A 17,812-nucleotide genomic window follows, 5' to 3' on the forward strand; every position below is an offset into this window, starting at 1 on the left:
CCGGGCGACGTCGGGGGAGCGCCCGGGGATGGCCGTCATGCAACTCCGCCGCCGGGCCCCCGGCAACACGAGAACGGCACCGGGCCGTTCCGGTCGGCCGCCGCGCGGCCCCGGGCCGACGCCGGGCGCCGTCGGCTTCCCCTCGACCGCGAAGGTTGGTTAGGCTTCCCTTACCTACGTGTCGTCGATCGCAGAGGGAGCGCCCCATGACGACGAGTCCCGGCCGGAGCCCCGCCCCGCCCGCCGCGCTGGCCGACGCGGCCGAGCGGGCCCGCACGGTCGCCTGCGGGGCCGCCGCCGCTCTCTGCGTGCGCGGCCTGGCGCCCAGCCGCCCGCTGGCGCACACCACGACGGCCGCGGGCCGGGTCCTCGTCCTCGTGCCGGCCGACGGCGAGGTGGCCCGCGCCCTGGAGGAGGAGACCGACCGGTCCACGGTGCTCATGGTCAGCGACCGCTCCCCGGTGCCCCTGCGGGACTCGCTGCGGGCCCAGCTGTGGCTCTCCGGCTGGCTGAGGCCGGTGCACCCGGTCGACCAGCGGGCCGCGTCGCTGGAGTTCGCCGACGTGCGCCCGGCCGAGCACCTGCTCGACGTCGGCCGCGAGGCGCTGCTGCTGCGGCTGGACCTCGCCGAGGTGGTCGTGCGGGAGGGAGAGCGGTGCGCCGAGGTGAGCCCGCCGGAGTACGCCGCCGCCCGGCCCGACCCGCTGGCCGGCGTCGAGGCCGCGATGCTGCGGCACCTCGACCGCGACCACCCGGAGGCCCTCGCGCTGCTGCGCGGCTGCATCCCCGCCGAGGAGCTCGGCCCCCGCGACGTCGTCCGGCCGCTGGGCATCGACCGCTTCGGCTACCGCTTGCGGATCGAGCGCCCGACCAGCTCGCGGGACCTCCGCATCCCCTTCCCGCGGCCGCTCACCTGCCCCGGGCAGCTGCAGGCGGTCACCCGCCAGCTGCTCTGCGCCGCCCGCGCCGCCCAGGCCGGCCGCGCCTGAGCGGAGGAGGTCCGTGCGGGTCACCCGTACGGACCTCCTCCGCTCAGCCGGCGGTGTCGGCCAGCAGCGTGGCCAGGCGGGTGCGCCGCGGCCGGACGTCGACCTGGCTCACCGCCCGGGCCAGCGCCGCGCCGGTGGCGTGCACGATCGACAGGTGGCGCTGCGCGCGGGTGAGCGCGGTGTAGACCAGCGGCCGGGACAGCATCCCGCCGGCCTCCGGCGGCAGGACGACGACCACGCCGGGCCACTCGGAGCCCTGCGCGCGGTGCACGGTGATCGCCCAACCGTGCCGCAGGTCGCTCATCGCCGAGCCGCTCACCGTCACCGGCCCGGAGGCGAAGTCGACGTCCAGCGTGCCGTCGCCGGTGCCGGTGACCACGCCGACCTCACCGTTGGCGAACCCGATCGGCTCGAGGTCCAGGTGGTTGGCGGTGGCCACCACGCGGTCGCCGACGTCGAAGCCCCACACCGTGCCGTCGCCCGGGTTCAGCTTCTCCTTGAGCGCCTTGTTCAGCTCGATGGTGCCGGCCGGCCCGCGGTGCACCGGGGTCACCACCTGCACCGTGGCCGGGTCGATGCCCAGCGCCCGGGGGATGGAGTCGGTGACCAGCTGCACCACCCGCTTGGCCGCCTCCCCACTGCCGGTGGCCGGGACGACGACCACCTCGCGGTCGGGGGAGTCCACCGGCGGCAGCTGCCCGCCCCGGACGGCGTTGGCCAGCCGGGCGATCGCGCCGCCCTCGGCCTGCCGGTACAGCGTGGTCAGCTCGGTGACCGGCACGGCCCCGGAGTCGATCAGGTCGCCCAGCACGTGGCCGGGGCCGATGGAGGGCAGCTGCGCGGGGTCACCCACCAGCAGCAGGTGGGTGCCGTCCTGGCAGGCCTCCAGCAGCGCCGCGGTCAGCTCGACGTCGAGCATCGAGGCCTCGTCGACCACGACGACGTCGGCGTCCAGCGGCCACTCCTCGTTGCGGGCGAAGCCGCCGGTGGTGCCCTGGGCGCCCAGCAGCCGGTGCACGGTGACCGCGGGGTGGTCGGTGAGCTCCTCCAGCCGCTTGGCCGCCCGCCCGGTGGGGGCGGCCAGCGCCACCTCGGTGCCCTTGGACCGCAGCAGCGTCACGATGGCCGCGACCGTGCGGCTCTTGCCGGTGCCCGGCCCGCCGGTGAGCAGCGAGACCCCGGCGCCGAGCACCTGCGCCACGGCCCGCTTCTGCGCCTCGTCCAGCCCCTTGGCCACCGACCGGACGGCGGCCGGGTCGGCGATCCGCTCGGCGGTGGCGGCCAGCCGGGCCACGTTCTCCGCGACGGCCTCCTCGGCCATGCCGTAGCGGGCCAGCGACAGCATCCGCAGCGCCGGGTCGGGCTCGGGCAGCTCCTCGAGATCAGCGTCCTCGTCGAACTCGGGCTCCGGCGGCTCGTGCTCCAGCACGTCCCCGGACTCGACCGCGGCGACGATCGCCGCGGCCGGGTCGGCGATCTGCTCGGCGCGCAGCGCGGCCACCACCAGGTCGACCGGCAGCACGGTGTGCCCGTCGCGGGTCGCCGTCCGCAGGGTCATCGCCACGATCGCCCGGCCGCGGCGGCTGTCCTGCCGGTCGGCCCCCGGGAGGACGGCGATGGCCAGCCGGTCGGCGTCGGTGAGGGTCACCCCGGTCAGGCCGAGCAGCGCCCACGGGTCGTCGCGCAGCCGGCGCGCGGCGTCGGTGCCCAGCGCGTCGGCCGCGGTGGCCGCCAGCTTCGCGTCGAGCCCGGCGCCGACCAGCAGCTCGACCACCTCGTAGGTGGGCGCTGCGGCCAGGAAGCTGGAGAACAGCCGCTCGGCGCGCTGCCGGCCCACCCGGGGCAGCTTCTGCAGCCGGTCGGCGGTGACGTCGTCGGGCGAGGTGATGCCGGCCGCGGGCAGCTCGGCGGCCGCCCGCTTGCCGAGGCCCGGCCACAGGCCCGCGGTGCAGAACGCGGAGAAGACCGGGTCGGCGGCGACGGCGGGCCTGGTCATCGGCGCTCCGGGTAGCCGAAGTAGGGCGCCGAGACGTCCTCGAGCGCCGTGCGGATCGCCGCGGGCAGCCGCACCGCCTCCGCGTCCAGCGAGGCCTGCAGCTGCTGGGCGGTGCGCGCCCCGACCACCGGCGCGGTCACCCCCGGGCGGTCGCGCACCCACGCGAGGGCCACCGCCAGCGGGGTGGTGCCCAGCCCGTCGGCGGCGGTGATCACCGCCTCGACGATCCGGTCGGACTTCGGGGTCCGCAGCTCGTCGATGAAGCCCTGCCACTGGGCGTTGGCGCCGCGGGACTCCGTCGGGGTGCTGTGCCGGTACTTGCCGGTCAGCAGCCCCCGGCCCAGCGGCGACCAGGCCAGCACGCCCAGGCCCAGCGCCTCGGCGGCCGGCACCACCTCGCGCTCCACCCCGCGCTGCAGCAGCGAGTACTCGACCTGGGTGCTCACCATCGGCGCCCGCCCCGGCCAGGCCCGCTGCCAGGTGGCCGCCTGCGCGGTCTGCCAGCCGGTGAAGTTGCTGACACCGACGTAGCGCACCCGCCCGGAGGTGACCGCGGTGTCGCAGGCGGCGAGGGTCTCCTCGAGCGGGGTGGTGTCGTCCCAGGCGTGCAGCTGCCACAGGTCGACGTGGTCGAGGCCCAGCCGGTCCAGCGAGGCGTCGAGGGCGGCCAGCAGGTGGCCGCGGGAGCCGCCGCGGCCCATCGGCCCGGGCGACGTGCGGCCCACGGCCTTGGTGGCGATGAGCAGGTCGGAGCGGGGGACGACGTCGGACAGCAGCCGGCCCAGGGTGCGCTCGCTGTCCCCGTCGCAGTAGACGTCGGCGGTGTCGACCAGCGTGCCGCCGGCGTCGACGAAGGCGGTCAGCTGCATCGCGGCCTCGTCCTCGTCGGTGTCGCGGCCCCAGGTCATGGTGCCCAGCGCGAGGCGGGAGACGACCAGACCGCTGCGCCCCAGCGCGCGTTGTTCCACGGGGGGCCAACCTACCGTCGGGGCCCCGACCGGGCCGGGGAGCGACGGGCCCGGAGCGGCGCGCCGGGATCGGCCCGGGCCCGCCTACGCTGGCCTCCCGTGCTCCGAGGAACTCTTCCCGCCCCCGGCCGTTCCGATCGCTCCGGACGGGGGGCGGCCGCCCGATGAGCTGGATCGAGGCCGTCGTCCTGGGCCTGGTGCAGGGACTGACGGAGTTCCTGCCGATCTCCTCCAGCGCGCACCTGCGCGTGGTGGGGGAGGCCTTCGGCTGGGGTGACCCCGGCGCGGCGTTCACCGCGATCACGCAGATCGGCACCGAGGCCGCGGTGCTGCTCTACTTCCGGCACGACATCTGGCGGATCGTCTCCGCCTGGGTGCGCTCGCTGGGCGACCGCCGGCTGCGCCGCGACCCCGACGCCCGGATGGGCTGGCTGATCATCGCCGGCAGCGTGCCGATCGTCGTCCTCGGGCTGCTGCTGCAGGACCGCATCGAGACCACCTTCCGCAGCCTGTGGATCGTGGCCACCGCGCTGATCGCCTTCTCGCTGGTGCTGTTCTGGGCCGACCGGGTGGGGTCGAAGAAGCGGGAGCTGGACCAGCTGACCGTCGGGCACGGCATCGCCTTCGGGTTCGCCCAGGCCATGGCGCTGGTCCCCGGCGTCTCCCGGTCCGGCGGCACGATCACGATGGGGCTGTTCCTGGGCTACTCGCGGGCGGCGGCGGCCCGCTACTCGTTCCTGCTGGCCGTCCCGGCGGTGCTCGGGTCCGGCGTGTTCCAGGCCTACGAGGCGCTGACCGGCGGCACCGAGGGCGAGCCGGTCGCGTGGGGCCCCACGCTCCTCGCCACCGTGCTGGCCTTCTTCGTGGGCTGGACGGTCATCGCCTGGCTGCTGCGCTACCTCGACCGCGGCAGCTTCACCCCGTTCGTCGTCTACCGGGTGCTGGTGGGCGCGCTGATCCTCGTCCTGCTCGGCACCGGCGTCATCGCCGCCACGTGATCGCTGACCGGCGGCCGTAAACTCGCAGGTCGTGACCACCGTCATCCTCCTGCGACACGGCCGGACGACGGCCAACGCCGGCGGCGTCCTCGCCGGCTGGACCCCGGGCGTGCAGCTCGACGAGACCGGCCAGGCGCAGGCGGCGGCGGTGGGGCAGCGGCTGGCGCCGGTGCCGCTGGCCGCGGTGGTGAGCAGCCCGCTGGAGCGCTGCCGCCAGACCGCCGCGGCCGTCCTCGACGGGCGCTCGCTGGAGCTGCAGACCGACGACCGGCTCGGCGAGGCCCGGTACGGCGACTGGACCGGCCGGCCGCTCAAGGAGCTGGCCAAGGAGCCGCTGTGGAAGGTGGTCCAGGCCCACCCCTCGGCGGCGGTCTTCCCCGGCGACGAGGGCGAGGGGCTGGCCCAGACCCAGGCCCGGGCGGTCGCCGCCGTCCGGGCCTGGAACGCCGCCCTCGGACCGGACGCGGTGTGGCTGGCCTGCAGCCACGGTGACGTGATCAAGGCCGTGCTCGCCGACGCCCTCGGCCTGCACCTGGACCAGTTCCAGCGGATCGTCGTCGACCCCGCGTCGATCTCGGTGGTCACCTACACCGAGACCCGCCCGTTCGTCGTCCGCGTCAACGACACCGGCGGGGACGTCGCCGCGCTGGTCCCGCCGACGAAGAAGGGCCGGCGCCGGCGGAAGGCCGACTCCGACGCCGTCGTCGGCGGCGGCGCGGGCGCGACCGTGTGACCTGCGTCTCGGCTCGCTCCGGACGGCCGTCCGCGTAACCTGGGGCCGTGCCCCGCCAGGTCCACCTCTTCGAACGCCCGTCCCGGTTCGTCGCCGGCACGGTCGGCCAGCCCGGCGAGCGCACCTTCTACCTGCAGGCCTCCGACGCATCGGGCCGGGTGGTCAGCGTGGCGCTGGAGAAGACGCAGGTGCAGGTGCTCGCCGACCGGATGAACGAGCTGCTCGACGAGATCGCCACCCGCCCCGGCGTCGTCGTCCCGCCCGACGCCGAGGTCGACGACCTCGAGCCGCTCGCCGCGCCGGTCGACGAGGAGTTCCGGGTCGCCGCCATGGGCCTGGCCTGGGACGGCGAGACGCAGGCCGTCGTCGTGGAGGCGGTGGCCGCCGGCGAGGAGCCGGTGGACGAGGACGCGATCCTCTCCGACAGCGAGGAGGGCCCCGACGCGCTCCGGGTGACGATCACCCCGGCCGCCGCCCGCGCGTTCGTCGTCCGCGCCCGCCGCGTGGTGGCCGCGGGTCGGCCGGCGTGCCCGCTGTGCTCCCTGCCGTTGGACCCCAGCGGGCACGTCTGCCCGCGGCAGAACGGCTACCGCCGCTGAGCCCGGCCCCGCGGCGCCGATGACCGAGCAGCCAGCCGCCCCCGACCTGCGCTCGCCGGTGGACGACGCCGAGGCGCGGACCCTGCTGCTCGACGGCGAGATCGACCTCGAGGGCCGGATGCTCGACGCCAGCAACGTCACCCTCGTCGGGACCATCCGCACCGACGAGCTCGAGGGCGAGTGCGTCTACAAGCCGGTCGCGGGGGAGCGGCCGCTGTGGGACTTCCCCGACGGCACCCTCGCCGGCCGGGAGGTGGCCGCGGCGCTGGTGTCGGAGGCCACCGGCTGGCGCGTCGTGCCGCCCACCGTGCTGCGCGACGGCCCGTTCGGCCCCGGCATGGTGCAGCTGTGGGTGGACGGCGACCCCACCGTCGACCTGGCCGCCTTCGTCCGCTCCGACCACCCGGGCCTGCGCCGGATGGCGGTGTTCGACGCGGTCGTCAACAACGCCGACCGCAAGGGCGGGCACATCATCCCCACGCCCGAGGGGCACGTGTACGGCGTCGACCACGGCATCTGCTTCTCCGTCGACCCGAAGCTGCGGACCCTGCTGTGGCGCTGGGCCGGCAAGCCGCTGCCGGCCGAGGCGCTGGAGGTGCTGGAGCGGCTCCGCGACGACCTGCTCGGCGACCTCGGCGAGCGGCTGCACGAGCACCTCACCCGACGCGAGGTGCGCCGCACCCAGCAGCGGGCCGCCGACCTGCTGCGCACCGGCTGCCACCCGCAGCCCAGCGGCGACTGGCCCGCCCTGCCCTGGCCGCCCTTCTGAGTGTCCTGCCGAGTGGGGGCCGGAGGCTCCCCGAGGCAGGGCACGAAGGCGCTCCTGCGAGGGTCGTCGCGCCGAGCGGGGGCCGGAGGCCTCCCGAGGGGTGACGAGGTAGGGCTCAGCGCAGGTCGGGACGGCTCCTGGCCGCGGTCGGAGCCCGGTAGGGCGACAGTGGGCTCATGCCGCATCGTTCCCGCCTGGCGATCCTGCTGCTGGACCTCCCGCCGGACACCCACGACGCCGGGCGGGACTTCTGGTCCGCCGCCACCGGCCGGCCCGCCGAGCCCGACCCCACCGACCCCGACTGGACCTCGCTCGGCTCGTTCGCGGACGGCTTCCACCTGGAGGTGCAGCGCACCGGCACCGGGACGCCGCCGCGCTGGCACGTCGACGTCGAGACCGACGACGTCCTCGCCGAGGTGGTCCGCCTGGAGGCGCTGGGCGCCACCCGCTTCGCGGACATGGGCGGCTTCTGGCAGATGAAGGACCCGGCGGGGCTGGTGTTCTGCGTGGTCGGCGTCCAGACCGGTGAGGAGTTCGACCGGTACGCGACCACCTGGCCCTGAGCGGATCGCGGCGGCTACTCCAGCTTCACCAGGTCGATCATCGCGGCGGCCTGCAGCCCGTCGCCGTCCACCGTCAGGACCTCCAGCGGCAGCCGGCGCCACACCGCCAGCAGCAGGTCGCCGGCGGTCCCGGTGAGCGCGGCGATGGGGAAGGGGCGCGACCCGGGGAAGAGGGTCCGCTCGGCGTCGGCGTCGACCGCGTGGAAGACCACCGGGTGGGCCGTGTCCGGCGGCCCGGAGGGGAGGACGGCGGGGACCATGACCTCCAGCCACTCGTCGAGCCCGTCGAGGCCGACGTCGGCCGGGATCGGGCGGACGTCGCCGAGCACCTCCTCGACGTCGTAGGTGTGCACCACCGCCTCCATGGCCTGGCGGCGCAGCACGAACGCGACGTCCTGCCGCGCCGCCCACGTCCACACCCGCTCGGCCGGGTCGGCGCCGGCCAGGACCGTCTCCAGCTCGGCGGACTGGGCCAGGCCGTAGCCCAGCAGCTCGTCGTCGGGGTGCCGCACGGGCTCGACGTAGCCGCCGGGGTCCACGGCGCGGGTGCGCACCACCCAGGCCCAGAAGTGCTGCACCTCGGCCAGGTGCCAGACCAGGTCGGCCAGCGTCCAGCCGGGGCAGCCGGTCACCGGCGCGGACCAGCCGCGGGCGAGCACCGCCTCGGCGGCGGCCTCGGCGAAGCGCGCGTCCGCCTTCTGCAGGACCGGCAGGTACTGGTCGAGCTCCACGATCCACCTCCGACGGGGCCGCTGTCGCACACCCAGGATGAGGGCCGCCGGGCGTCGTCGGAAGCCGCCTCTAGGCTCGGGGCGTGCTCGCCTGGCCTGCTCCGCTCCTGCCGACCCTCCCGGGCACCGGTCCCGCGCTCAAGCTGTACGACACCTCCCGGGGGGAGGTCGTCGCCACCTCGCCCGCGGACACCGCCCGCATGTACGTCTGCGGGATCACCCCGTACGACGCCACGCACCTGGGCCACGCCGCGACCTACCTGGCGTTCGACCTGGTCAACCGCGTGTGGCGGGACGCCGGGCACGCGGTCCACTACGTCCAGAACGTCACCGACATCGACGACCCGCTGCTCGAGCGCGCCGAGCGCGACGGGGAGGACTGGATCGTCCTGGGCATGCGCGAGACCGCGCTGTTCCGGGAGGACATGACCGCGCTTCGGGTGCTCCCGCCCGAGGACTTCGTGGGCGCGGTCGAGTCGATCCCGCGGATCGTGGCGCACATCGAGGACCTGCTCGACGACGGCCTGGCCTACGTCCTCGACGACGGCACCGGCGACGTCTACCACGACGTCGCCCAGGCCCCGGGCTTCGGCGGGGAGTCCCGCTACGACGAGCCGACCATGCTCCGCTTCTTCGCCGAGCGCGGCGGCGACCCCGACCGCGCCGGCAAGCGCAACCGGCTCGACCCCCTGCTGTGGCGCGGCGAGCGCCCGGGGGAGCCCTCCTGGCCCGGCCCGCGTGGCACGGCCGGCCGGCCCGGCTGGCACATCGAGTGCGCCACGATCGCGCTGGAGACCATCGGCATGGCCTTCGACGTCCAGGGCGGCGGCAGCGACCTGGTCTTCCCGCACCACGAGTACTCCGCCGTCCACGCCGAGGCGCTGACGGCCACCAAGCCCTTCGCCCGGGCCTACGTGCACGCGGCGATGATCGGCCTGGACGGCGAGAAGATGAGCAAGAGCCGCGGCAACCTCGTGTTCGTGTCCAAGCTCCGCGGCGAGGGCGTGGACCCGATGGCGATCCGCCTGGCGTTGCTGTCGGGCCACTACCGCACCGACCGGGCCTGGACGCCGGACCTGCTGCGGGAGGCCGAGCAGCGGCTGGTCACCTGGCGCCGCGCCGTGGCCCGGGCGGCCGGCGCGCCGGCCGCACCGGTGCTGCAGGGCCTGCGGGAGCGGCTGTCCGAGGACCTCGACACCCCTGGCGCGATCGCCGTGGTCGACCGCTGGGCGGCCCGGACGCTGGCGGCCGGGGACGGCGACGACCTGGAGGACGGCGCCCCCACGGTCGTGTGCGACGCGGTCGACGCGCTGCTGGGTGTCGCGCTGGACTCGTGCGCCACGGGTAGCGCGCTGCAGGACTGCTGATGGCGTCGGGGCCCTTCCGGCTGGTCGACCGGGCGGCGCGCGAGGCGGCCGAGGAGGACCTCGCGCCGTCGGCCACCCGGTCGGCGGCCACGCGGGGCCGGGCGGTCGCCGAGCCCGAGGACCCCCTGCGGACGGCGTTCGAGCGCGACCGCGACCGCATCCTGCACGCGAAGGCCTTCCGCCGGCTCAAGCACAAGACGCAGGTGTTCCTCAACCCCGACGGCGACCACTTCGTCACCCGGCTGACCCACACCCTCCAGGTCACCCAGGTCGCCCGCTCCCTGGCCTGCGCGCTGGGCCTCAACGAGACCCTGGCCGAGGCGATCGCGCTGGGCCACGACCTGGGCCACTCGCCGTTCGGGCACATCGGCGAGGACGCCCTCGAGCCCTACGTGCCCGGCGGGTGGCACCACGCCGCGCAGGGGGTGCGCATCGTCGAGGTGCTCGAGCGGCTCAACCTCACCTGGGAGGTCCGCGACGGCATCCGGGCGCACAGCTGGAAGATCGACCCGCCGCCGGACACCCGCGAGGCCGAGTGCGTCCGCTACGCCGACCGGATCGGGTACCTGTCCCACGACGCGCTGGACGCCGTCCGGGCCGGGGTGCTGCGGGTGGGCGACCTGCCGGCCCGCGCCCGCGCCGCGTTCGGGGACCCGGGCAGCCAGATGGTCGGCGCGATGATCGACGCGGTCGTGGAGGGGTCGCTGTCCCCCGGGAACACCGCCGGGGCCGTGGTGATGGCGCCCGAGCAGCTGGCGGCCATGCACGAGCTGCGGACGTTCATGTTCGAGCGGGTCTACGCGTCGGAGACCGCGGCCGGGCAGAAGCAGCTGGCCATCGACGTGACCCGTCGGCTGGTCGACCACCACCTGGCCCACCCGGAGCTGATCCCGGCGTCCTACCGGGACACCGAGGCCGACCCGGTCACCCAGGTCGTGGACTACGTGTCGGGGATGACCGACCGGTTCGCCCTGACGATGCACGACCGGCTCTTCGACGCCGACGCGGCGTCGGCGATGCGCCCGCTGCTCCGCCTGCCCTAGCCGTCCTGCCCGGACCGCGCCGTCGACCGCCGGCACGCGGCGGTCGACGGCGCCGGCCGGTCAGCCGGCGGGAACGGCCCGGCGGCGGGGGAGCCTGTCCAGCAGCCAGCCGCTGGTCAGGCCGAGCCCGGCCCACAGCACGGCCAGCTGGCCGAGCGAGGCGAGCCGGAAGTCCCACACCACCGCGGCCGGTACGTCGGCGGCGATGGTGTCGGGGTTGTCCGGCACGAGCACCAGCACCAGCGCCAGCAGGACCGCGCCGGCCACGGTCGCGGCGATCGCCGTGACCGCGTCACCGGCGCCGCGGCTGCGCAGCCAGCTGACCAGCGCGGCCACCAGCATCGCGCCGACGACACCGCACAGCAGCACGCCGCCGTAGATCGCGGTGCGGGTGCCGACGGTGGCCGGGTCGCCGACGGCCGGCGGGTTGGCGGGGATCTTCAACGCGGGCAGCAGCGCGAGCACGGCGAAGCCGACGGCGGCCAGCAGCGCGGTCCGGGCGACGTCGGTCCGGCCGGGCAGCCGGTGCCGCACGAGGCCGTAGACGGCCGCGAACACCACCGCCAGGACTACGCCCGCCAGCACGGTGCCCAGGAACCCGCCGAATAGCTGCTCGGGGCGGCTGAACAGCTCCGCGCCGTGCTCGTGGCCGCCCTCGGTGGCCGCGCGGGCCTCCTCGACGGCGAGGGCGGGCGCGATGGCCCGCTCGGTCACCAGCAGCGAGTACAGGCCGGCCAGCACGCCGGCCACCAGGCCGGCGAGCACGATCCGGCCGAACAACTGCCCGAAGCGGAGCGGCTGCCCGACGGCGGGACGGTCGAGGGTCCCGGTCACGGGGGCGCCGCTCAGTGGCACGGCATGCCCAGCGAGTGCCGGGCGTCGTGGAACAACTCGTGCGCGGTGTCGCCGAGGGAGGCGAGCACGGCGCCGTTGTCCTGGGCGATCAGGTACAGGCCGAACAGCGCGAGCAGGGCCAGAGCCCAGGCCCAGGCGGGGACGGCGATGCGGGCGCGCGACGGAGCGGACTGGGCGTGCGGAGAGGTCATGCGGAGGAACCCTTTCTTCCATGCCTCGTGGAATGACGTGGTGCGCGCCGCAGCCGGTCTCCTGACTCCCGGATCGACGCTCGCCCCGACCTTCCCGGCGTCCCCCGACTCGGCGAGGGGCACCAGTGGTGCCGTGGGGGTCCGCTCCCCGGTCACAGTGGCGAGGACCGTGCCGGACTTGAACCGGCTTCCCTGACACTGCGGCGGCGCGAACGCTACACCCCGCGACTCGCGCCGGGCCCGGGTCGGGTGAGGACGCAGTCGCCGCAGGTGCCGGCGCCGGGCAGCCGGTAGAACAGGCAGCAGGAGCGGCGGACGAAGCTGCCGTCGCCGCGGCGGGCACCGGTGCCGGCCAGGGTGCCCTCGGCGAGCACGGCGTCGAGGGTCGCCGCGGCGAGGGGCGCGAGCTCCGGGACGGCGGTGGTCGCCATCCGCAGCGCACCGGCGACCGCGGAGGTCGCGTTGCCGTCGAGCACCTGGGTGGACAGGCCGGTGCGCGCGGCCACCGCCGCCGACAGGGGCTGCACGGCCGGCACGAGCCAGCACCGGTCCAGTGCCCCGGCGAGCGCGTCCGGGCCGGCCGCGGGGACGGTCCCGGCGGCGGGCAGGGCCAACGGCAGCGGGTTGGCCCCGGCGAGGTGCAGGTGCACGTCCTCCGGCGCGGCCACCGGCAGGACGCCGCGCGCCAGGGCGGCGCCGAGCACGGGGGAGAGGAGGCGGGCCACCAGCCCCAGGTGCGCGAGGGACGCGGCGACCCGCCGGTCCACGTCGGGCGCGCCGGGTGCTGCGGCGAGGGCGGCGCGCACGTCGGCGATCCGCTGTTCCAGCGGGCCGCCGTCGACGAGGGCGGCCCAGGTGACCCAGCCCGGTCCGGCCTCGGGCGCGACGGCGAAGAACGGGCCGAGCGCCCCGGCCGCGGTCAGCGCCTGCACCGCGGCGGATCCGGTCACCGGGCCATCGTCCCGCACCCCCGACGTCGACCGTTATCCCCAACACAGCCGCGTCACGCGTCGGCGGTCGACCACTGCGACGACGGCGAGGGGGAGCCCCGCGTGAGCCGGACGGACGTCAGTTGGGGGGAGCCGCCCCGGCGGCGCAGCGGGAGGACCCCGTCGCCCACCACTCACACGGTCGTGGCGGGCCCCTGCGACAGGGCCGACGTCAGTTCGTGCCGCCCCGGCGGCGCAAGTAGCGCTCGAACTCGCGGGCGATGGCGTCGCCGCTGGCGTTGGAGAGGTCGACCTCGGTGGCCCGCTCCTCGAGGGAGCGCACGTACTCCACGACCTCGGCGTCCTCGTTGGCCATCTCGTCGACGGTCTTCACCCAGTCCTCCGCCTGCTGCGGCAGCGCGCCGAGCGGCACGGCGAGCTCCAGGACCTCCTCGACCCGCTGCAGCAGCGCGACGGTGGCCCGCGGCGACGGCGGCTGGGAGACGTAGTGCGGCACCGCGGCCCAGAAGCTGATCGCCGGCAGGCCGGCCTGCACGCAGGCGTCCTGGAAGACGCCGAGGATGCCGGTCGGGCCCTCGTACCGGGACGTCTCCAGACCCCACCGCTCGGCGGACTCGGTGTCGTAGGCCGACCCGGTCACCGGGGTCGGGCGCGTGTGCGGGGTGTCGGCCAGCAGCGCGCCGAGCCCCACGACGGTGCGGGCGTCGAGCTCCTGGCACAGCTCGATGAGCTCCTCGCAGAAGCCCCGCCAGCGCATGTTGGGCTCGATGCCCCGGATCAGCACGACGTCGCGGTCGGAACCCGGCGGGCGGGCGACGGAGATGCGCGTGGTGGGCCACTCGATCCGGCGGCTGACCCCGCCGATGAGCGAGACGGTGGGCCGGTTGACCTGGAAGTCGTAGTAGTCCTCGGGGTCCAGCGCGGCGAGCGGGGTGGCGTCCCAGATGAGCTCGAGGTGCTCCAGCGCCCCGGTGGCGGCGTCCCCGGCGTCGTTCCAGCCCTCGAAGGCGACGACCACGACGGGGTCGTTCAGCCGGGGCAGGTCCTCAGGGGTGGACTTCGGGTCGATCACCCCTCGAAGCCTACGTCGCGGGGGAGGACACGCCGCGTGTTCGCCGACCCGTGCGTGTGGCCCACGTCCCCCGCAGGAGCGACTCGCCGCCCCGGGGACCGATACCCTGACTCGGTGTCGTCCCGCAACACGTCTTCCGCCACCGGGACGTCGTCCCTCCGCCCCGATGCGACCGCGGAGCTCACCGCCCTGCTGCAGCAGCGCATCCTGGTGCTCGACGGCGCCATGGGGACGGCGATCCAGCGCGACCGGCCCGACGAGGCCGGCTACCGCGGCGAGCGGTTCGCCGACTGGCCCACCGACGTGCAGGGCAACAACGACCTGCTGTGCCTGACCCGGCCCGACCTCGTCGCGGGCATCCACCGCGAGTACCTCGAGGCCGGCGCGGACCTGGTCGAGACCAACACGTTCAACGCCAACCGCATCTCGCTGGCCGACTACGGCATGGCCGACCTCGCGCACGAGATCAACATCGCGGCGGCCCGGCTGGCCCGCCGCGAGTGCGACGCGATGACCGCGCGCACCCCGGGCCGGCCGCGATTCGTCGTCGGCGCGCTCGGCCCGACCAGCAAGACGGCGTCCATCTCGCCCGACGTCAACGACCCCGGCGCCCGCAACGTCACCTACGACGAACTGGTCGAGGCCTACCTGGAGCAGGCCTCCGGGCTGGTGGACGGCGGCTGCGACGTCCTGCTCGTCGAGACGATCTTCGACACCCTCAACGCCAAGGCGGCGGTCTTCGCGCTGGAGACGCTGTTCGAGCAGCGCGGCCGCCGCTGGCCGGTGATGATCTCCGGCACCATCACCGACGCCTCCGGGCGGACGCTGTCCGGGCAGGTGACCGAGGCGTTCTGGCACTCGGTGCGGCACGTCCGCCCGCTGCTGGTCGGCCTCAACTGCGCCCTGGGTGCCAAGGAGATGCGGCCCTACCTCGCCGAGATGGCGCGGGTCGCCGACACGTTCGTCTCCTGCTACCCGAACGCGGGCCTGCCCAATGCCTTCGGCGAGTACGACGAGTCGCCGGAGGAGACCGCCGCGCTGGTCGGGGAGTTCGCCGCCAGCGGCCTGGTCAACCTCGTCGGCGGCTGCTGCGGCACGACGCCCGAGCACGTCGCCGCCCTCGCCGCGGCGGTCGAGGGGACGGCGCCCCGCACCCCGCCGCAGGTGGCGCCGGCGCTGCGCCTGTCCGGGCTGGAACCGCTCACCGTCACCGACGAGAGCCTGTTCGTGAACGTCGGCGAGCGGACCAACATCACCGGCTCGGCCCGCTTCCGGAACCTGATCAAGGCCGGCGACTACACCACCGCGCTGGCCGTCGCCCGCCAGCAGGTCGAGGCCGGCGCGCAGGTCATCGACGTCAACATGGACGAGGGCATGATCGACGGCGTCGAGGCGATGGACCGCTTCACGCGGCTGGTCGCCGCCGAGCCCGACATCTCCCGCGTGCCGATCATGATCGACTCCTCGAAGTGGGAGGTCATCGAGGCCGGCCTGAAGAACGTCCAGGGCAAGGCGATCGTCAACTCCATCTCGCTGAAGGCGGGGGAGGAGGACTTCGTCCGGCAGGCCCGGCTGTGCCGCAAGTACGGCGCCGCGGTCGTGGTGATGGCCTTCGACGAGGCCGGCCAGGCCGACTCGTTCGAGCGGCGCACCGAGGTCTGCCGCCGGGCCTACGACGTCCTGACCCGGGAGGTCGGTTTCCCCGCCGAGGACGTCATCTTCGACCCGAACGTCTTCGCCGTCGCCACGGGCATCGAGGAGCACGCCCGCTACGGGCTGGACTTCATCGAGGCCACCCGCTGGATCAAGCAGCACCTGCCCGGCGCGCTGGTCTCCGGCGGGATCTCCAACGTCTCCTTCTCCTTCCGCGGCAACAACCGCGTGCGGGAGGCCATCCACGCCGTCTTCCTGTTCCACGCGATCGCCGCCGGCCTGGACATGGGCATCGTCAACGCCGGCGCCCTCGAGGTCTACGACGAGGTGCCGGCGGAGCTCCGGGAGCGGATCGAGGACGTCGTCCTGGCTCGCCGCCCGGACGCCACCGAGCGGCTGCTGGAGATCGCCGGCGACTACGCCGGGGACGGCGCGGCCCGCGAGGTCGCCACCGACGAGTGGCGGTCGCTGCCGGTGGCGGAGCGGATCACCCACGCGCTGGTGAAGGGCATCGACGAGTTCGTCGAGGCCGACACCGAGGAGCTGCGCGCGCAGATCAGCGCCCGCGGCGGCCGGCCCATCGAGGTCATCGAGGGCCCGCTGATGGACGGGATGAACGTCGTCGGCGACCTGTTCGGCGCCGGGAAGATGTTCCTGCCCCAGGTGGTGAAGTCCGCCCGGGTCATGAAGAAGGCCGTCGCCCACCTGATCCCGTACATCGAGGCCGAGAAGCAGCCCGGCGACGCCGAGCGCAGCAACGGCAAGGTCGTGATGGCCACCGTCAAGGGCGACGTGCACGACATCGGCAAGAACATCGTCGGCGTCGTCCTGCAGTGCAACAACTACGACGTCGTCGACCTCGGCGTCATGGTCCCCGCGCAGAAGGTCCTCGACGCGGCCAAGCACGAGGGCGCCGACATCATCGGCCTGTCCGGGCTCATCACGCCGTCCCTCGACGAGATGGCCGGCCTCGCCGCGGAGATGGAGCGCCAGGGCTTCGACATCCCCCTGCTGATCGGCGGCGCCACCACCTCGCGGGCGCACACGGCGGTCAAGGTCGCCCCGCGCTACCACGGGCCGGTCATCTGGGTGAAGGACGCCTCCCGGTCGGTGCCGGTGGTCGCCGCGCTGCTGTCGGACGAGCAGCGCCCGCGGCTGCTGGCCGAGACCGAGACCGACTACGCGGCGCTGCGCGAGCGGCACGCCGCCCGGCAGGACACCCGGACCATGCTGCCGCTGGCCGCCGCCCGCGCGGCCGCGCCGCGCATCGACTGGAGCGGCTACACCCCGCCGCGGCCGCGGATGCTGCTCCAGCAGGCCCGCGACACCGGCTCCGAGCACCCGCACGGCGTGGCCACCCAGTTCGTGCGGGTGGTCGCCGACCAGCCGATCGAGGAGCTGCGCCGGTACGTCGACTGGCAGCCGTTCTTCACCGCCTGGGAGATGCGCGGCCGGTTCCCCGACATCCTCAACAACCCCGCGACCGGCGAGGCCGCCCGGCGGCTGTACGAGGACGCCCAGGCGATGCTCGACCGGATCGTCGCGGAGCGGTGGCTGCGGGCCGCCGGCGTCTTCGGCCTGTTCCCGGCCAACCGGGTGGACGGCGAGGACATCGCGGTCTACACCGACGAGTCGCGCCGCGCCGTCCGGGCGACCCTGCACCAGCTGCGCCAGCAGACCGAGGGCCGGGACGGCGCGCCGCGCACGTCGCTGGCCGACTTCGTCGCCCCGGCCGACAGCGGCCTGCCCGACTTCGTCGGCGCGTTCGCCGTGACCGCCGGGCTCGGCCTGGCCGACCGGGTGGCGGCGTTCAAGAAGGCCAACGACGACTACAGCGCGATCCTGCTGGAGGCGCTGGCCGACCGGCTGGCCGAGGCGTTCGCCGAGCGGCTGCACCAGCGGGTGCGCACGGAGTTCTGGGGCTACGCGGCCGACGAGCGGCTGGACAACGACGCGCTGATCGCCGAGCGGTACACCGGCATCCGGCCGGCCCCCGGCTACCCCGCCTGCCCGGAGCACACCGAGAAGCGGACCATCTGGGAGCTCCTCGACGTCGAGGCCACCACGGGCATCGAGCTCACCGAGAGCATGGCGATGTGGCCGGGCGCAGCGGTCAGCGGCCTGTACTTCTCGCACCCGCAGGCGCGCTACTTCAACCTGGGGCGGATCGGCCGCGACCAGGTCGAGGACTACGCGCGGCGCAAGGGCTGGACGGTCGCCGAGGCCGAGCGGTGGCTCTCGCCCAACCTCGGCTACCGCACCGACGAGGACTGAGCCCGCGCCGGCAGTGCGGCGACGATCACGCCGCCGTCGCGGCCGGCACCCCCTCCCGCCG

The 17,812-nt window shown here is 75.1% G+C and carries 16 protein-coding genes and 1 riboswitch; of the genes, 9 read left to right on the plus strand and 7 right to left on the minus strand.

Going from position 1 to position 17,812, the window contains the following annotated elements; genetic code table 11:
- Nucleotides 1–206: 206 nt before the first annotated feature.
- Entirely contained in the window at nt 207–989 is a 783-nt protein-coding gene (locus tag ACI79D_RS03300) for a DUF2470 domain-containing protein (RefSeq protein WP_456916873.1), read from the plus strand.
- A 43-nt stretch (nt 990–1,032) separates the two neighbouring features.
- Here the strand turns inward: ACI79D_RS03300 and ACI79D_RS03305 are convergent, their stop codons facing one another.
- Together ACI79D_RS03305 and ACI79D_RS03310 are read right to left on the minus strand one after the other, a co-directional pair.
- Complete coding sequence (locus tag ACI79D_RS03305; RefSeq protein ID WP_456916874.1) at nt 1,033–2,985, minus strand: AAA family ATPase; 1,953 nt, start codon at nt 2,983–2,985, stop codon at nt 1,033–1,035.
- Complete coding sequence (locus tag ACI79D_RS03310; RefSeq protein ID WP_456916875.1) at nt 2,982–3,953, minus strand: aldo/keto reductase; 972 nt, start codon at nt 3,951–3,953, stop codon at nt 2,982–2,984. Before ACI79D_RS03310 ends, ACI79D_RS03305 begins: the two co-directional genes overlap by 4 nt.
- Before the next feature lie 164 nt (nt 3,954–4,117).
- Between ACI79D_RS03310 and ACI79D_RS03315 the strand changes: the two genes are divergently transcribed.
- The 5 genes from ACI79D_RS03315 to ACI79D_RS03335 all read left to right on the plus strand — a co-directional run bounded on the left by ACI79D_RS03315 (nt 4,118) and on the right by ACI79D_RS03335 (nt 7,615).
- Nucleotides 4,118–4,951, plus strand: a complete 834-nt coding sequence (locus ACI79D_RS03315; RefSeq protein ID WP_456916876.1) for an undecaprenyl-diphosphate phosphatase — start codon at nt 4,118–4,120, stop codon at nt 4,949–4,951.
- Between the two features lie 31 nt (nt 4,952–4,982).
- Nucleotides 4,983–5,684: a histidine phosphatase family protein gene (locus ACI79D_RS03320; RefSeq protein ID WP_456916877.1), complete on the plus strand. Its 702-nt coding sequence runs from the start codon at nt 4,983–4,985 to the stop codon at nt 5,682–5,684.
- Between the two features lie 47 nt (nt 5,685–5,731).
- Nucleotides 5,732–6,283: a DUF3090 family protein gene (locus tag ACI79D_RS03325; RefSeq protein ID WP_456916878.1), complete on the plus strand. Its 552-nt coding sequence runs from the start codon at nt 5,732–5,734 to the stop codon at nt 6,281–6,283.
- 19 nt (nt 6,284–6,302) lie between these two features.
- A complete protein-coding gene (locus ACI79D_RS03330) occupies nt 6,303–7,052 on the plus strand; it encodes an SCO1664 family protein (RefSeq protein ID WP_456916879.1) in 750 nt (249 codons plus the stop codon).
- A gap of 176 nt (nt 7,053–7,228) precedes the next feature.
- Nucleotides 7,229–7,615 carry a VOC family protein gene (locus ACI79D_RS03335; RefSeq protein WP_456916880.1) on the plus strand — a complete coding sequence of 129 codons (387 nt, stop codon included), beginning with the start codon at nt 7,229–7,231 and terminating at the stop codon, nt 7,613–7,615.
- Between the two features lie 14 nt (nt 7,616–7,629).
- Here the strand turns inward: ACI79D_RS03335 and ACI79D_RS03340 are convergent, their stop codons facing one another.
- The gene (locus tag ACI79D_RS03340) at nt 7,630–8,346 is read right to left on the minus strand and encodes a maleylpyruvate isomerase family mycothiol-dependent enzyme (RefSeq protein ID WP_456916881.1); all 717 of its coding nucleotides are present in this window, start codon (nt 8,344–8,346) and stop codon (nt 7,630–7,632) included.
- Nucleotides 8,347–8,429: 83 nt separating this feature from the next.
- On the opposite strand from ACI79D_RS03340, the gene mshC reads away from it, so the two are divergent.
- Complete coding sequence (gene mshC, locus ACI79D_RS03345; protein ID WP_456916882.1) at nt 8,430–9,713, plus strand: cysteine--1-D-myo-inosityl 2-amino-2-deoxy-alpha-D-glucopyranoside ligase; 1,284 nt, start codon at nt 8,430–8,432, stop codon at nt 9,711–9,713.
- Complete coding sequence (locus tag ACI79D_RS03350) at nt 9,713–10,756, plus strand: HD domain-containing protein (RefSeq protein ID WP_456916883.1); 1,044 nt, start codon at nt 9,713–9,715, stop codon at nt 10,754–10,756. The genes mshC and ACI79D_RS03350 overlap by 1 nt, the downstream gene beginning before the upstream one ends.
- Before the next feature lie 60 nt (nt 10,757–10,816).
- Here the strand turns inward: ACI79D_RS03350 and ACI79D_RS03355 are convergent, their stop codons facing one another.
- The 4 genes from ACI79D_RS03355 to ACI79D_RS03370 all read right to left on the minus strand — a co-directional run bounded on the left by ACI79D_RS03355 (nt 10,817) and on the right by ACI79D_RS03370 (nt 13,824).
- Entirely contained in the window at nt 10,817–11,590 is a 774-nt protein-coding gene (locus ACI79D_RS03355; protein WP_456916884.1) for a CbtA family protein, read from the minus strand.
- An 11-nt stretch (nt 11,591–11,601) separates the two neighbouring features.
- Nucleotides 11,602–11,802 (minus strand): CbtB domain-containing protein, encoded by a 201-nt coding sequence (locus ACI79D_RS03360; protein WP_456916885.1) that lies wholly within the window; start codon nt 11,800–11,802, stop codon nt 11,602–11,604.
- Nucleotides 11,803–11,837: 35 nt separating this feature from the next.
- A riboswitch (cobalamin riboswitch) is annotated at nt 11,838–12,020 on the minus strand.
- The gene (locus ACI79D_RS03365) at nt 12,018–12,752 is read right to left on the minus strand and encodes a (2Fe-2S)-binding protein (protein WP_456916886.1); all 735 of its coding nucleotides are present in this window, start codon (nt 12,750–12,752) and stop codon (nt 12,018–12,020) included. It overlaps the preceding riboswitch by 3 nt.
- 211 nt (nt 12,753–12,963) lie before the next feature.
- Nucleotides 12,964–13,824 (minus strand): PAC2 family protein, encoded by an 861-nt coding sequence (locus tag ACI79D_RS03370; RefSeq protein ID WP_456916887.1) that lies wholly within the window; start codon nt 13,822–13,824, stop codon nt 12,964–12,966.
- 114 nt (nt 13,825–13,938) lie between these two features.
- On the opposite strand from ACI79D_RS03370, the gene metH reads away from it, so the two are divergent.
- Nucleotides 13,939–17,751, plus strand: coding sequence for a methionine synthase (gene metH, locus ACI79D_RS03375; RefSeq protein WP_456916888.1), 3,813 nt, complete (start codon nt 13,939–13,941; stop codon nt 17,749–17,751).
- The last annotated feature ends 61 nt before the right edge of the window (nt 17,752–17,812 follow it).

This window comes from Geodermatophilus sp. SYSU D00708, from assembly GCF_054050115.1.